Source organism: Bacteroides neonati, assembly GCF_000499785.1.
GTDB lineage: Bacteria > Bacteroidota > Bacteroidia > Bacteroidales > Bacteroidaceae > Bacteroides > Bacteroides neonati.
The window spans coordinates 190,069-205,205 of record NZ_HG726020.1 but is presented as its reverse complement, the minus strand read 5'-3'; the positions used below and the strand labels follow the sequence as shown (position 1 = coordinate 205,205).

Genomic DNA, 15,137 nt, shown 5'->3' with positions numbered 1-15,137 from the left:
TAATGAATACTTTCAGCAAGACAATAGTAAATTGGTATAAAGAATATAAACGCGAACTTCCTTGGCGAGAATCCTCCGATCCATATCTTATTTGGATCTCTGAAATTATCCTTCAACAGACCCGTGTAGCGCAAGGGTATGATTATTTTCTTCGCTTCGTGGAGCGATTTCCGGATGTACAGACACTTGCCGATGCCGAGGAAGATGAGGTGATGAAGTTTTGGCAAGGGTTGGGCTATTATTCACGTGCACGCAACTTACATGCGGCCGCTAAAAGCATGAATGGTGTTTTCCCGAAAACCTATCCCGAAGTACTTGCCCTCAAAGGGGTAGGAGAGTACACTGCTGCAGCTATCTGCTCTTTTGCCTATGATATGCCTTATGCGGTAGTTGATGGTAATGTGTACCGGGTACTTTCGCGCTATCTGGGTATTGATACGCCCATTGATTCTACTCAGGGCAAAAAGCTGTTTGCTGCTTTGGCCGATGAGATGCTCGATCGGTCGGATCCGGCTACTTATAATCAGGCCATCATGGACTTTGGAGCCATGCAGTGTACACCTATGTCGCCCAATTGCCTGTTCTGCCCGTTGGTTGATTCTTGTTCTGCCCTTTCGAAAGGATTGGTAGCTCAACTTCCCGTGAAGCAACATAAAACGAAAACAACTAATCGTTACTTTAACTATATACACGTGCGCACGGGCGAGTATACTTATATACAAAAACGTACCGGAAAAGATATTTGGACCAATTTATTCGAGTTTCCGTTGATCGAAACAACCACAGCTATTTCGGAAGAAGCCTTCCTTGCATTGCCCGAATTTAAAGCTTTGTTTGCCAAGGGCGACAAGCCTGTGGTTCGTTCCGTTTGTCGGGATGTCAAGCATGTCTTGTCTCACCGAGTTATTTATGCTAACTTTTACGAGGTTGTTTTGCCCGAATCTTCACTTTCTTTTTCGGCCTATCAGCGTATTAAAAGCACCGAACTGGAGCAATATGCAGTCTCTCGTTTGCTGCATGCCTATATCGAGAAATATGTATAATAGTTGGCTCATTTTTTGGATTATGTGATATTTCTGTTTAATTTTGACCCAAAATCAACTAAAACAGAATGATATGTCAGTGAATAAGGTTATATTGTTAGGAAATGTTGGGCGCGATCCCGAGGTAAGATACTTGGATACAGGTATTGCAGTAGCAACCCTCTCGTTGGCAACAACCGATCGGGCATATACGTTGGCCAATGGAACACAAGTTCCCGAAAAAACCGAATGGCACAATTTGGTATTGTGGCGTGGTTTGGCCGAAACAGCCGAAAAATATGTTCATAAAGGAGACAAGCTTTACGTAGAAGGAAAAATAAGAACCCGTTCATACGATGATCAATCGGGTGCAAAACGCTATGTAACAGAGATCTTTGTTGACAATATGGAAATGCTGACTCCTAAAGGAGCCTCTGCACCTACTGCTCAACCTACTGCTCCAGCTCAACCACAACAACCTCAGGCTGCTCCATCACAGAGTAACCCTACAGATGATTTACCGTTTTAACAATTGATCATTGATCACTGGCGGTTACCGATTACAGTGCGCAATAATAGCACTGTTTATAGCCAACCTTCAGTGATCAATCGTCAATTGTCCCGATTGTTTAACTAAAAACCACAATTTTGGACCCGGACTCTTATTTAAGCCAGTTGGCAGATGTTTTCAACGGTATAACCGTAACCACACCTTCTTTTTCAGCAATAGTAGCCATTATCCTGGCTGGTTTGCTTTTATTTGCTTCTGGCTTTGCCTCAGCATCAGAAATCGCCTTTTTCTCTCTTTCTCCTTCCGATCGTAATGATATTGAAGCACGTAATCACCCTTCCGACGAAAAGATCAGCCATTTGCTGAATGACTCAGAGTATCTTTTAGCGACCGTTCTCATTACCAATAACTTTGTGAATGTAACGATCATTATGCTTTGCAACTTTTTCTTTTTGCAAGTATTTCAGTTCACGTCCATTTTGGCGGAGTTCCTGATTATGACCGTTATTCTAACGTTCTTATTGTTACTTTTTGGTGAAATAATGCCTAAAATTTATTCTGCACAAAAAACATTGGCCTTTTGTCGTTTTGCTGCTCCCGGCATTTATGTCTTGCGTAAGCTGTTTCGCCCGTTGTCTTATCTGTTGGTGCAGTCTACTACTTTTTTAAACAGGCATGTGGCTCGTAAGAATCATAATATATCTGTTGATGAGCTGTCGCAAGCCCTTGAATTAACTGATAAAACCGAGCTTACCGAAGAGAATAATATTCTCGAAGGCATTATTCGTTTTGGTGGCGAAACGGCCAAGGAAGTGATGACTTCGCGCTTAGATGTAGTCGATCTTGATATTCGCGCTTCCTTCAAGGAGGTGATGCTATGCATTGTCGAGAACACCTATTCGCGTATTCCTATTTATGCCGGGTCTAGAGATAATATTAAGGGGGTACTTTACATTAAAGACCTATTGCCACACGTCAACAAAGGAGACAGTTTCCGTTGGCAGTCATTGATTCGTCCGGCTTACTTTGTACCCGAAACCAAGATGATCGACGATCTCTTACGCGACTTCCAAGCCAATAAAATTCACATAGCCATTGTCGTTGATGAGTTTGGAGGTACCTCGGGTATTGTTACTATGGAGGATATTATTGAAGAGATTGTCGGTGAGATTCATGATGAGTACGATGACGAAGAGCGTACCCATGTAGTGCTCAATGATCATACCTGGATTTTTGAAGCCAAGACTCAGTTGAGCGATTTTTATAAAATAACGCGGGTAGATGAAAATGATTTTGATAAGATATCCGGTGATGCCGATACGTTGGCGGGTTTACTTCTTGAAATTAAAGGTGAGTTTCCTCTGCTTCACGAAAAGGTGGTGTATCATGGCTATGAATTTGAAGTATTGGCTATGGATAACCGTCGTATATTGAAAGTTAAGTTTTCAACCATTCCCTCTGCTCCGGTTGCAGAGTAATTGCAGATACTGCTTATGGCTATTTATGTAGATCGTATAGAAGATACGGTTCGATGGGGAGTCTGGAAGATGGACGAGTCCGTCGAAGAGCTACTTGCGCTATTGCCTACCCGCGAACCCTATGAGGATGGTTTGGAGCGTTTTACTGCGCTGCATCGCAAGCTCGAATGGCTTTCAGTGCGTGTACTGCTCTATCAGCTATTGGGCAAAACAGTCGAAATTGCTTATGAACCCAGTGGAAAGCCTTATCTTGTCGATCATTCTTACTTTATCAGTATCTCTCATACGAAAGGGTATGTAGCTGTTATTCTTAGCACCGTTTCGGAAGTCGGGATTGATATTGAGCAGTATGGACCGCGCATTCATAAAGTTGCGCACAAGTTTATGAGAGATGATGAAGTGGCAACGCCTTACAATGATGATTCCACCTGGCCGTTGCTTCTGCATTGGTCGGCCAAGGAGGTGATGTTCAAGTGTATGAACGCTTCTGAAGTTGACTTTAGAGAGCATTTACGCATATTTCCTTTCGCTGTAAGTTCGCAGGGCGAATTTCAATCTTGTGAGTATCGAACCGATTTAAAACGATCTTTTCTAATACATTATCAAATTCATGCCGACTTTGTGCTCACTTGGTGTGCAGGCATACAAACAATAAAATGATAGTGTGTTATACCACTTAATACACGAAACAAGCCCTGCCACAAATTCCCGTAGCAGGGCTTGTCTTGTTAAAATGAGAGTTCGGGTATCCCTCCGTTTCAATTATAAGCGTTCCAATTGTACTGTGAAATGCCTCATCAGTGGTGCTTCCCATGCAATACGCACACCGCGCGTGATACTCTCTCTTCGATCAAATACATTTTTCAATGCTGCGGCAATTACATTCATGTGGTTGTCGGTATACACCCGACGAGGAATGGCAAGACGTAACAGATCGAGCCCGTTGAAGCGATTTTCGCGCGTAATAGGATCGCGGTCGGCTAGTAGATAACCTATCTCACAGCCACGAATACCCGCCTCCAGATACAACTCAATGGTCAGCGTTTGTGCCGGGAATTCTTCTTTGGGTACGCACGTCAGTACCTTGGGTGCATCTACAAAGATAGCATGTCCTCCGGCCGGCCGTTGGTACGGGATACCGTACTCATCCAATTTAGAAGCCAAGTATGCTACCTGGCGGATACGCGTCTCCAGATTGTCGAACTCGGTGTTCTCGTCCAGTCCGATAGCCAAAGCATTCATGTCGCGTCCGTTCATACCTCCGTAAGTAAGATAGCCTTCAAATTGTACACAATAACCTTTGGCTCCGTCAAACCAATCTTTGCGGCGGGTAGCGATAAACCCGCCCATGTTTACAATTCCGTCTTTCTTGGCACTCATGGTCATTCCGTCGGCCAGATCGAACATTTCGTGTGTGATTTCTTTGATGCTTTTATGCGCATAGCCTTTTTCGCGGGTTTTAATAAAATACGCATTTTCTGCAAAACGAGCCGAATCGAAAAGAACCGGTTTATGGTATTTGTCGGCAATGGCTCGTACTTCGCGAAGATTTTGCATGGATACCGGCTGTCCGCCCGCTGTATTGTTGGTGATGGTAACGATAATGAAAGGTATCCGGTCGGCATATTGCTGCAAGGCTTTCTCCAATTTGGCAGGATCTACATTGCCTTTGAAAGGTATTTCGAGCTGCGTTTGTTTGGCTTCGTCGATAGTGCAGTCCAAAGCGATGGCTTTCCGCCCTTCAATATGTCCTTTGGTTGTGTCGAAGTGCGAGTTTCCGGGTATTACCTCGTTTGCATGTACCAAATACGAAAAGAGTACATTTTCTGCTGCACGCCCTTGATGTGTAGGGATTACATAGTCGAACCCCGTTAATCGGGTAATCATCTCTTTGAGTTTAAAGAAAGAAGAAGCACCGGCATAGCTTTCATCTCCAATCATCATTCCGGCCCATTGGCGGTCGCTCATGGATCCGGTTCCGGAGTCTGTAATTAAATCGATATAAACTTGTTCCGAACGTAGCTGAAAAACATTGTAGTAAGCCTCTTTTATCCATTGTTCCCGTTCTTCACGAGTACTTTTACGGATGGGTTCTATCATTTTTATCTTCCATGATTCGGCAAAAGGTAGTTCCATGATTTTAAATTTTAGGTATAACATTTTGTTAGCAAGAGGGAAAAACTCCCTTGTTTTCTGCCAAATTTACTTATTATTTTGTATAATATATCTTAAATGACTATCTTTTTATCTTTATGTGACCAATTCTTTTAATTTTTTAATGCTGTTATCTTTCTCGTTCCTAGATGTTTTAGCTATCTCTTTGCGTAAGTATCAGAATAGTTGTGTTGATTATATTATTATACAAATTATTTTGTTTGAAATGCTATATATCTTTCTTTTTGATTATTTTTTCGCCTAAACTAAGTGAAATAAAGGATTAATAACGTTAATCTTATGACTATAATGGATGTTTTTGAAACTTTTAGAAATTTGGGACTGTTTTAGATAGCATGAAATTTAAGTAATAAATCATGGAACAGAAAAACAACATGGATGCTATTTTGGCGAATGACCAATTAGCAAAAGATGCCCCTAGCTGGGCAAAGTACAGAAAGGTAATGACAAGTGAATTTCCCTCACCTTTCAAGAGTAGTAATGACCCTCTCGCTAAAGCTATTGAGAAAGCTATTGAATTAATCGATCAGTTGAAACCAGAACAGAATGGACCTGCTTACCTTGGATCTAATCCCTCATTGGCATACACGTATCCGGAAGTGAAGAATGTTAAGATTCAGCAACACCCGGGTAACTTAGATGATGTAATTGCCGATGCGGTTAATTTGTTCCAAGGTATGCCCAATGTTTCTAGCCCCTTGACAATGGCCAATGTTTGGCCACAGCCTAACACGGCAAGCATCATCGCATCTATTCTTCCGCTTATCTACATGCCCAATATCATCGAAGGCGAATATGCCTGGAATGTGCATAAGGCAGAGTTGGAATCGGCCGGCATGTTGGGCGACTTATTTGGATGGAGTAGTAAAGATACCGGTTGTGTATATACCTATGGCGGTAGCGGATGTTGGTTTTATGGTTTGAAGTATGCTTTATCGCGTGTGCTTCCCGAATCCAGAACCAAAGGCGTTCGAACCGATGCTAAAGTTATTTGCTCAACACAAGCCCATTATTGCAAAGATAATTGTACCGATTGGGGTGGTTTAGGAATGGATAATGTAATTCAGATACCTACCGATCCTGAAACAAATCAGATGAGCCTCTCTTTGCTCGAAGATAAACTGAAAGAGCTTACTGCCAACGGAATTCCCGTCGCTTCCATTATTTGTACCATGGGTACTACAGATGCAAGCGTATTTGATCCTATTGCCGAAGTACGTACACTTTTAGATAAGTATCCAAACCCCAAAGGATACGGCAAAGCATTGCTTTATGCCGATGCAGTGGCCGGTTGGTCGTGGATTGTTTTTAAGAACTACGATTTTGATGCAAATCCGTTGGGATTCTCTCAAGAGGTGTTGACCGTTATAAAGAAGAACCTGTCGATCATTAAAGGGATTCATTATGCCGACGCTATTGGGGTTGATTTCCATAAGTTCGGCTGGGCTCCTTATGCCAGCAGTTGTTTCGTCTACAGAGATTCGGCCGAGTTCGAGTCTATTCTAAGACGCGGAAGCTATGCTTATTTGCAGGAAGTCACTCCGTATAACCCGATGTATTACACACTTGAGGTATCCAGAAGTGCTGCGGGCTCTTTGGCCGGTTGGGCTACGTTGAAATATTTCGGACTCGAAGGTTTGCAATCCATCCTGGGCGGTATTCTCGAGGTGCGTTACTATTTGCACAACCTGATACATGAGCATCCTCAGATGGTTTGTGTCGATCCCGACAATACCGGTTTCATCGCTCTGTTCCGGGTATATCCCGAAGGTGTCGATGCAGAAGTACAATATCGGAAAGAAGTTTCGGACCCCGCTTTCCGTGCCGATTTGATAAGAAACAATCAACTCACTGCTGCTATTGGCGAAAAATTGTTCGAGTGGTACTTGAATGGTAAAAAAGTCAACGGACAGTTTACTCCCCATATGTCTTACAGTACCGGATTCAGAACGGCCAGTTACAATGGCGATGGTTCTGATTCGGAGGCGATGGTCTATGCCCTGAAGGCTTATCCGATGAATGTGTTTGTAACTTCCGAAATAATGAAGCATACAGTTGATTGTGTACTGGCTGCCCGCGATGAAGTGATGAAAGAATTTATATAATTAGTACACATAATAAAAGGAGGTAAGAGAAGACAACTTCTTTTGCCTCTTTTAAATTTTGATAGTATGAAAGATAATACAAATAAAAATGCGCCGCTCAAAGGTGGCATTACTTCGGGCGCAAAAATAAGTATGGGAACGATGGCGGTCATGATTATCACCACCATTGTTAGTTTACGCGGTCTTCCTTCGCAGGCCGAATTTGGAATTACATCTATTTTTTATTATGTTTTTGCTGCGGTTGTTTTCTTGATACCGTTTGCATTGGTATGTGCCGAGTTAGCTTCCACCTTTACCAAAAGCGGTGGGCTGTTTAGATGGGTAGGCGAGGCGTTCGGTCCTAAAATGGGTTTTGCTACCCTTTATTGGGAGTGGCAGACACTGGTTATCTGGTTCCCTACCGTATTGATTTTCGGTGGTGTAGCCATTGCTTATATTTGGTCGCCCGAAAGCTTCGATGCACACTTGGCCAGTAATAAATGGTATTCGATCATTGTCTTACTCTCCTTCTATTGGTTGGCCACTTGGATGACCCTTAAACGAGGCATTGGTTCGGCAACCAAAATGAGCGCTGCTTGCGGAATGATCGGTACGATTATACCGGGTGGTATCTTGATTCTTTTAGGTCTTGTTTATGTCATTATGGGCAAGACCATCGAGCTGCCTACCGACCAGACTTTCTTTCCGGACTTCACCCAGTTTGGCAATGTAGTGTTGGCTGCCTCTATCTTCCTGTTCTATGGCGGGTTAGAGATGAATGCGGTTCATGTGCAGGATTTAAGAAATCCCGCCAAAGATTATACCAAAGCCCTATTTATAGCTGCTGCGGTCATTGTTTCCATTTTTGTGCTTGCAACGCTGGCTGTTGGTGTAGTCGTTCCCGAAAAGAACATTAGTTTGACTCAAAGTCTTCTCGTAGCTTATCGCTCTTTGTGGGATGTGTTGGGAGTGCCTTGGCTGGGCAATGTGATGGCTGTTATGTTGGCATTCGGTGTGTTAGGTCAGGTGATGGTTATTATTGCAGGTCCGTCGACAGGCCTTCTTGCTGTAGGGCGTGCTGGATATTTGCCGGGTTCTTTGCAACGTGTCAATGCCAAAGGAGTTCAAGCTCCGATTTTACTCGTTCAAGGGGCGGTTGTTACATTGCTCACCTTCGTACTTACCTTACTACCTTCGGTACAATCGGCCTACCAGATATTGAACCAACTGGCTACGGTTATTTATTTGATTGCGGTTATTGCTGTCTACGTTTCGGCTCTCCGTCTTCGTTATACCCAGCCCGACAAATTGCGCCCATTTAAAATACCCGGTGGCAATTGGGGAATCTGGATTGTCAGTTTGATTGGAATTAGCGGTGCCTTGCTGGCTTTGTTGGTTAGTTTCATTCCTCCTAGTCAGATATCGACAGGAAGTCCGGTTGTATATGTCAGCATTTTAATTGTAGGTGTGATTGTATTTGCATCGGTTCCTTTTATTGTCGAAGCTTTCAGAAAAAAGAGTTGGAAGAATCCGCAATCTACCTTCGAACCGTTCGATTGGGAACTGGAAGGTCGTAAACCTTCCGAAGTCTCCAAATTGAAATAGCTTATTACTAAAAATGTCCGGGCGAAATCACTTCGACCGGACATTCGAATAAACTTGGCAGAGTTTATTTTTAGAAAGTTACTTTCTTTGAATGAAATGGATGAATGAAATGATGGATAGAAATTATCCGGTTCATTAGACTCAGCGCTTTTTCCTCGAAAGCAATGAAAATGATAGTTACATGGCAGGTCTTCTGACTTGTTTCTGTTAGTGAGCGCCTTCCCGGAATCTCTTCCAGTGGCAAATAGGAGATAAGCTCATAACATCTGATTGAAACTTACAGCAGCGGGACTGTTCAGGATTTACACCTGATTCCCTTTTAATTGCTATCGTTCGAAACAAGCGATAGCAAACCAATGCACCACAAAGATAGAAAGATTATCAGAACTTACAAATAAAATACAAGAAAATTATTTCTATCAACTCTAAGTACTTTCTGCGCTACTTTGACTACCTATTATCTTTTAACAATGTTAATAACTTTTTCTATTCTCTTTCTTTCTCAATGAGAATACGTTCTTTTGGTATAAAAGAGTACGTACTTCTTACTGCCAAAAATACGTACTTAACACAGTGTTAAAATGATACTCTTGGTTAGAAGAAAAAGTACGATGTAATATTCGTCGGATATGTTTTCTTAATGGCTCGTAATGAGTGTTTTAATTAGATTCTCTTCGAGCTAGTTGCCTGTCATTATTTTATCTCAAAACTTTTTTTGGACGAGGTGATCGGTTTCAAAAAATCAGAGATGCTTGCGTATTTGGTAACTTCGCTTATTGTTCCAGTGAATGATGTAGCGTCAAATATTCCTCAACAGCCTTTGTTGGGGCATCTTTCAATAACACCATCTTATTTTTATCGAGCAAGTACAATGTAGGGATGGCCCTAAGATCGTACCGGTTCTCCGTTTTCAAGGTTAGCTTTTTATCGTATCCGCTGATCCATTCGGTAGGAAAATCTTTCAGGTGTTTTTTCCACTCATCTAGTTCTTCATCGGGATAAAGAGCCAGTACTGTTAATTTCTTATCTGCCATCAGCTTGTTGATGATGGAGGAGTTTTTAAGTGCCTCTATCGTTTCGGCACAGGCGTGGCAACCGGGGTTGTTGATGAACAGGAGTGTGTATACGGCCTTTATTCCATAAAGACTACCTTGTTTTCCAGATGCTTCGGTATAGGTAAAGTCAAGTGCTTTGCTTCCTTTGCGGTTTCTTTGAGCCAGCTCTAACCGAGCCTGCGGGCGTATCTTTTCCGTTTCGTCAAGTACGGGAGAAGCAACCATTGCTTCGAGCACCGGGATATAGAATTCCTCGTTGCGCATGGGCGAGTTAGGGTCGTATAGATATTTGTCTGCCAATTCGGTCATATACGTATACACTTTCTTGTTGGCCTCGGTGCGGGTCATTGTTTGCTTTATGGCTGCCTGTGCCGTTTGCAGCGGTACATGATTGAGTATATCACAGTAATCGGCCCAACCCTGTTCTGTTACTTCCGGGTGATGGATATAGTTGGTATCTGCAAAGTTGATGTTATCCCAATAGTGCTTGACCAAGAACTCGGCTCTTTGTTCGGGTTCCGTCATCATGGTAGGGATAGATGGTAAGGTAAATTGTCTAATGGTGTCTTGTTGAACACTATTTTCTTGTTGCGAAGCATTTCCGCTTTTACAAGAGCAAAGACATATTGCTATTGCGAATGAGATGTATTTGGCTGTTGTTATCATTGTTTGAGGTTTTTGAATGGATACAAATATAAGGCAATATTTTTATTTTTCGCCATTCTCTGTGGGAACTTTTATTTTCTGCTTTTGCTTATCCCTTTTTTTAATGAATTGGTTATCACGGGCTATCATCTATGGATAAGACCGGCGAATATACCGTAATAGTGGTGTTTTTGGGTAGAGAAAATACCATATCAGCGGTATTTCGAGGCGGTGAAACAAACCGTAAATTTGCACCGTCGGGATAAAGAAAAATTTCCGTATTTATTTAAAATTAAGATTATAATGGGAGCACTTTCTTATATAGAGCATTTTTTCTATCCGCCGGAGCGTAATGTGCCAAGTACGCTTGCTTTGTCTGAACGGTATGGTAAAAATACAGGTATCCAAATCAGAGATTTGAATGTCTTCATTGACAATAATCATATATTAAAGAATATCAATCTTGATATTCCCGATGACAAAATAACTTGTATTATCGGACCCTCGGGGTGTGGAAAGTCTACCTTGTTGAAATCGATCAATCGGTTGATTGATAATAATGAAAAGGTTCGTGTCAATGGTAGTATCACCATCGATGGAGAAAATATTTATGGAAAGAATACCGAATTGACTCATATCCGAAAGAAGATGGGGCTACTCTCTCAACGTCCTACGCCGCTCCCCATGTCTATTTATGATAATATTGCTTTCGGCTGCCGCATCCACTCGATCGGGGGCAGTCAATCTCTTGATGGTATTGTAGAGGAGAAACTTCATTCTGCAGGGTTGTGGGAAGAGGTGAAGGATAGACTTCATACACCTGCCTCAGGGCTGTCCATCGGGCAGCAACAGCGTCTATGCCTTGCTCGTGGTCTTGCTGTAGAGCCTCGTTTTATATTAGGAGACGAATCTACCTCTGCGCTCGATCCGATATCGAGTCGCCATATCGAAGATCTATTTTTAAAACTAAAGGACAAATACGGTATTGTACTCGTGACACATACTTTGCGACAAGCCTTGCGCATAGCCAACCATGTTATCTTTATCTATCTGGGTGAAATTATAGAAACAGGTACGGCCAATGAAGTATTTAACCATCCGAAGCATGAACTAACCAAGCAATACCTATCGGGGGCATTCAGCTAAAGATATATTGATAACTAACTAAATGACTAATTATGGGTGAAACTACGTATCGATTGCCGGAAACACTATCCGACGATATTTCTAAATTAGCCTTATTGGCGAAAGACTATGAACAAAAACGAATATCGGCAGCAGAGTTTAAAGCGTTTCGTGTACCGATGGGAATTTATGAGCAACGCAAAAATGAAGTGTATATGGTGCGTGTACGTGCAACAGGAGGGGTGATTTATCCGTCGCAACTGCTTCGATTGATAGAGGTCGCCCGGTTGCATGGTTCCAATCTGCTACATATTACTACCCGACAGGAGATTCAGGTTCAAAACCTATCATTGGATGAGGTAGAACCGATATTGGTTGCACTTCAACCGTACGGACTAGCGACGAAGGGTGGAGGAGGCAATACCATCCGCAACATTATGGTCAGCGAATACAGCGGTATAGCAGCCGGCGAGACATACGATACAACGCCCTATGCTATGGAACTTACCTCGAGAGTGATTGCCGAACCGGACTCTTACCTACTTCCTCGTAAAATGAAGATTGCCTTTTCGTCTGACGAACAAAACATAGACTATGCTGCCATTAATGATGTCGGCCTGATAGCTACCGTCAAAGAGGGAAAAAGAGGTTTTCGGGTTTATGTAGGAGGAGGAGCAGGTATTAAGCCGACTACAGGATGGCTTTTGTTCGATTTTATTCCTACCGAGGAGTTGTATATCTTGGTTAAAGCATTGAAAAACTTTTTCTCGGATCATGGCAATCGTAAAAATAAGAATCAGGCGCGTATTCGGTTTATATTCTATAAGTTGGGAGCCGAAGAAGCATTGCGTTTGATTAAAACTTATTATGCAAAAGAAAAGGATCGGGGGATACTCTTGGAGCTTGGAGAACCCCAAGAGGAGCGTCCGGCTTATACCTATAAGAGTCCTGAAAATCCTCCGGCCGAAAACGAATCTTATGAGTTATGGAAGAAGCGGTATGTAGTAGCGCAACGGCAAAGTGGTTATTTTACGGTTTTGCTTCCGGTCATTCTAGGTAATATGTGGCTGGATGAGAAAAAAGTGAGTAGAATCGAACGTTTGCTTACTTTCCTGCAAGTGTTTGGCGAACATACGCTTCGCTTTACGAACACACAAAACCTACGGTTGCGTAATCTTCCCGAAGAGGCATTGCCCGAGTTATATTCTCTGTTAAGTGATTTTGAAGAGGAGGCGGCTGTTCCTGCTATGGTGAACAACATCATATCTTGTACAGGAGCTGATACTTGTCGACTAGGAATTGGATTGTCCAAAGGGTTAGCTTCGGCTATTCGTCGGGAGTTGTTGGAAAGTGATCTCGATCTAGATCGACTGAGTAATGTATCGATTCATGTAACAGGGTGCCCCAACTCTTGCGGGCAACAACTTTGGGCTGATATCGGTTTTGCCGGTAGGGTGTTACGCAATGATCGTGCTTATCCTGGCTATCAGGTCTTCCTTGCAGCTAGTCGTAAAGAGAACCCACAGTTAGCAGAACCGGTAGGGAATTTGAGTGCAAGAGATGTACCTCGCTTTACCGCACGGTTACTGAGTGCTTTCCTATCGGTTGCCGGTCAGGGCAACTTCTCTTCTTATTTGAGGGGAGAAGGAAGAGAGAAGGCATTGCAGCTGATAGCAGAGTATAAGCATATTCCTTCGTTTGTCGAAGATAAGAATTATTATTTCGATTGGGGAGCGGAGGAGCTATTTGAGATTAAATCACGTGGTAAGGCAGAATGTGCGGCAGGTCTTTTTGATATGATCAAAGTCGATTTAGACACCATAGCCGAAAGTAAGAAGCAGCTCGAAACAGTCAATGAAGTGGCTCCAATGAATCGCTTGATATACGATATTCTCTATTCTTCTGCCCGGATGCTGTTAGTGACCCGTGGGCTCGATCCAAAGAGTATCGCCGAGACCTTCGATTTGTTTATAGAGCATTTCCTGTCAACCGGCTATGTCGATGAAGCCTATAAACCGTTGTTGCTGAATGCGCGTAACGATAGCGAAGCCAATTTTATACCTTTCAGTAAAGAGGTATATGCTTTGGCCGATTCTGTAACAGCATTGTACAATAGTATGGATGATTCTCTTCAGTTTGAAAAACTCCGGAAAGCACAATTGAAAGAACCGGAAGCAACAGATTTGACTGAGGTTGCGTCTCGAACCAAACTGAAAGATTTGCGTGGCGAAATATGTCCGATGAATTTTGTGAAGACTAAGCTCGAACTGCAGACGATACAGTCGGGAGAATTGCTCGAAGTTTGGTTGGATGATGGGCATCCCATCGAGAATGTACCCCCATCAATCAGAAACGAAGGACATACGGTAATCGAACAAGAACCGATAGCCGACTACTGGAAAGTGATTATTAAAAAGAAATGAATGTGCATGAAACAAACAATGAGTATGTCGAAGTATATATGGGTATCTCTTATGCTATTCTTTTTGCTAGGTTGCTCGGGCGGCAAACAACAGCAGCAGAAAGCTATTGTCACTGAACCGGGTGATGGTTTGACAGGCACCATTCAATTATCAGGCGCATTTGCGCTATATCCGATGGTGGTACGATGGGCCGAAGAGTTCAAGCGTATACACCCCGGGGTTAAAATAGATATTTCGGGGGGAGGAGCAGGTAAAGGAATGACTGATGTATTAAGTGGGGTGGTAGATATTGGAATGGTATCTAGAGAAATCTATCCGGAGGAGCTGAAAAAACAGGCTTATCCAATTGCTACGGTGAAAGATGCAGTCGTACTGACTGTCAACGTGAATAACCCTGAAATAGATGTAATCAGAAAGGTCGGGATAACCAAAGAAATGGCTAGCCGCTTATGGAGTCGCGGGATGACCACTTGGGGAGAGGTTCTAGGTACCACGTCGACACTTCCCGTGCATGTGTTTACTCGTTCGGATGCTTGTGGAGCGGCTGAGACTTTCGCTTCTTGGTTTGGTAAAAGGCAGGAGGCTTTACAGGCAACAGCTGTTTTCGGCGATCCGGGAGTAGCTGCTGCCATACAGAAAGATAAGGTAGGTATCGGTTATAACAATGTAGCCTATGTTTATGATCAGCGCACAAAGCGACCGTTCGAGGGATTGGAGGTGATTCCCATTGACTTGAATGAAGATGGCAGGATTAGCGAGGAAGAGAGTTTTTATCAAACCTCCGAAATATTGGTAAAAGCTATCGGTGAAGGACGTTATCCATCGCCTCCTGCTCATGATCTGTTTTTGGTTACCAAAGGCAGACCGCAGAAAGAGGTAGTAGTAGCTTTTCTCGAATATGTATTGACAGATGGGCAGTACCTTGCAAACGAAACTGGTTATATTGGCCTTTCCAATGATCAGTTAGCAGACGAACGGGATAAATTGAAACTCAACAAAGATTAAATAATAAAA

11 protein-coding genes and 1 riboswitch are annotated in these 15,137 nt (G+C 42.8%); of the genes, 9 read left to right on the top strand and 2 right to left on the bottom strand.

Annotation, left to right across the window (positions count from 1 at the left end; translation table 11 throughout):
• Positions 1–2: 2 nt before the first annotated feature.
• The 4 genes from mutY to TY03_RS03950 all read left to right on the top strand — a co-directional run bounded on the left by mutY (position 3) and on the right by TY03_RS03950 (position 3,671).
• Positions 3–1,043: an A/G-specific adenine glycosylase gene (gene mutY / locus TY03_RS03965; RefSeq protein ID WP_042367631.1), complete on the top strand. Its 1,041-nt coding sequence runs from the start codon at positions 3–5 to the stop codon at positions 1,041–1,043.
• A gap of 73 nt (positions 1,044–1,116) precedes the next feature.
• On the top strand, positions 1,117–1,551 hold the full coding sequence (locus TY03_RS03960) for a single-stranded DNA-binding protein (RefSeq protein WP_042367628.1): 435 nt from the start codon (positions 1,117–1,119) through the stop codon (positions 1,549–1,551).
• 119 nt (positions 1,552–1,670) lie between these two features.
• Positions 1,671–3,011 carry a gliding motility-associated protein GldE gene (locus TY03_RS03955; protein WP_042367626.1) on the top strand — a complete coding sequence of 447 codons (1,341 nt, stop codon included), beginning with the start codon at positions 1,671–1,673 and terminating at the stop codon, positions 3,009–3,011.
• Positions 3,012–3,026: 15 nt separating this feature from the next.
• Entirely contained in the window at positions 3,027–3,671 is a 645-nt protein-coding gene (locus tag TY03_RS03950; RefSeq protein WP_042369111.1) for a 4'-phosphopantetheinyl transferase family protein, read from the top strand.
• A gap of 102 nt (positions 3,672–3,773) precedes the next feature.
• Here the strand turns inward: TY03_RS03950 and TY03_RS03945 are convergent, their stop codons facing one another.
• A complete protein-coding gene (locus TY03_RS03945) occupies positions 3,774–5,147 on the bottom strand; it encodes a tryptophanase (RefSeq protein WP_042367624.1) in 1,374 nt (457 codons plus the stop codon).
• A gap of 395 nt (positions 5,148–5,542) precedes the next feature.
• Here TY03_RS03945 and TY03_RS03940 point away from each other — a divergent pair, with 395 nt between their 5' ends.
• Entirely contained in the window at positions 5,543–7,291 is a 1,749-nt protein-coding gene (locus TY03_RS03940) for a pyridoxal phosphate-dependent decarboxylase family protein (RefSeq protein WP_081713039.1), read from the top strand.
• Positions 7,292–7,357: 66 nt separating this feature from the next.
• A complete protein-coding gene (gene gadC / locus TY03_RS03935) occupies positions 7,358–8,875 on the top strand; it encodes a putative glutamine/gamma-aminobutyrate antiporter GadC (RefSeq protein WP_042367623.1) in 1,518 nt (505 codons plus the stop codon).
• A 166-nt stretch (positions 8,876–9,041) separates the two neighbouring features.
• A riboswitch (cobalamin riboswitch) is annotated at positions 9,042–9,248 on the bottom strand.
• A gap of 400 nt (positions 9,249–9,648) precedes the next feature.
• Here the strand turns inward: gadC and TY03_RS03930 are convergent.
• A complete protein-coding gene (locus tag TY03_RS03930) occupies positions 9,649–10,596 on the bottom strand; it encodes a DUF5106 domain-containing protein (protein WP_042367621.1) in 948 nt (315 codons plus the stop codon).
• A 282-nt stretch (positions 10,597–10,878) separates the two neighbouring features.
• Here TY03_RS03930 and TY03_RS03925 point away from each other — a divergent pair, with 282 nt between their 5' ends.
• From TY03_RS03925 to TY03_RS03915, 3 genes are read left to right on the top strand one after another with little or no spacing between them, the layout of a single operon-like run.
• Positions 10,879–11,721, top strand: coding sequence for a phosphate ABC transporter ATP-binding protein (locus tag TY03_RS03925; RefSeq protein ID WP_081713038.1), 843 nt, complete (start codon positions 10,879–10,881; stop codon positions 11,719–11,721).
• 32 nt (positions 11,722–11,753) lie between these two features.
• Entirely contained in the window at positions 11,754–14,123 is a 2,370-nt protein-coding gene (locus TY03_RS03920) for a sulfurtransferase TusA family protein (RefSeq protein WP_042367620.1), read from the top strand.
• A gap of 24 nt (positions 14,124–14,147) precedes the next feature.
• Positions 14,148–15,128, top strand: a complete 981-nt coding sequence (locus TY03_RS03915; protein WP_042369106.1) for a PstS family phosphate ABC transporter substrate-binding protein — start codon at positions 14,148–14,150, stop codon at positions 15,126–15,128.
• Positions 15,129–15,137: the final 9 nt, after the last annotated feature.

Coding starts and splice junctions, on each gene's coding strand:
- TY03_RS03920 (WP_042367620.1), top strand. CDS start 11,754: ATGGGTGAAACTACGTATCGATTGCCGGAAACACTATCCGACGATATT.
- TY03_RS03915 (WP_042369106.1), top strand. CDS start 14,148: ATGTCGAAGTATATATGGGTATCTCTTATGCTATTCTTTTTGCTAGGT.
- TY03_RS03925 (WP_081713038.1), top strand. CDS start 10,879: ATGGGAGCACTTTCTTATATAGAGCATTTTTTCTATCCGCCGGAGCGT.
- TY03_RS03945 (WP_042367624.1), bottom strand. CDS start 5,147: ATGGAACTACCTTTTGCCGAATCATGGAAGATAAAAATGATAGAACCC.
- mutY (WP_042367631.1), top strand. CDS start 3: ATGAATACTTTCAGCAAGACAATAGTAAATTGGTATAAAGAATATAAA.
- TY03_RS03940 (WP_081713039.1), top strand. CDS start 5,543: ATGGAACAGAAAAACAACATGGATGCTATTTTGGCGAATGACCAATTA.
- TY03_RS03930 (WP_042367621.1), bottom strand. CDS start 10,596: ATGATAACAACAGCCAAATACATCTCATTCGCAATAGCAATATGTCTT.
- gadC (WP_042367623.1), top strand. CDS start 7,358: ATGAAAGATAATACAAATAAAAATGCGCCGCTCAAAGGTGGCATTACT.
- TY03_RS03960 (WP_042367628.1), top strand. CDS start 1,117: ATGTCAGTGAATAAGGTTATATTGTTAGGAAATGTTGGGCGCGATCCC.
- TY03_RS03950 (WP_042369111.1), top strand. CDS start 3,027: ATGGCTATTTATGTAGATCGTATAGAAGATACGGTTCGATGGGGAGTC.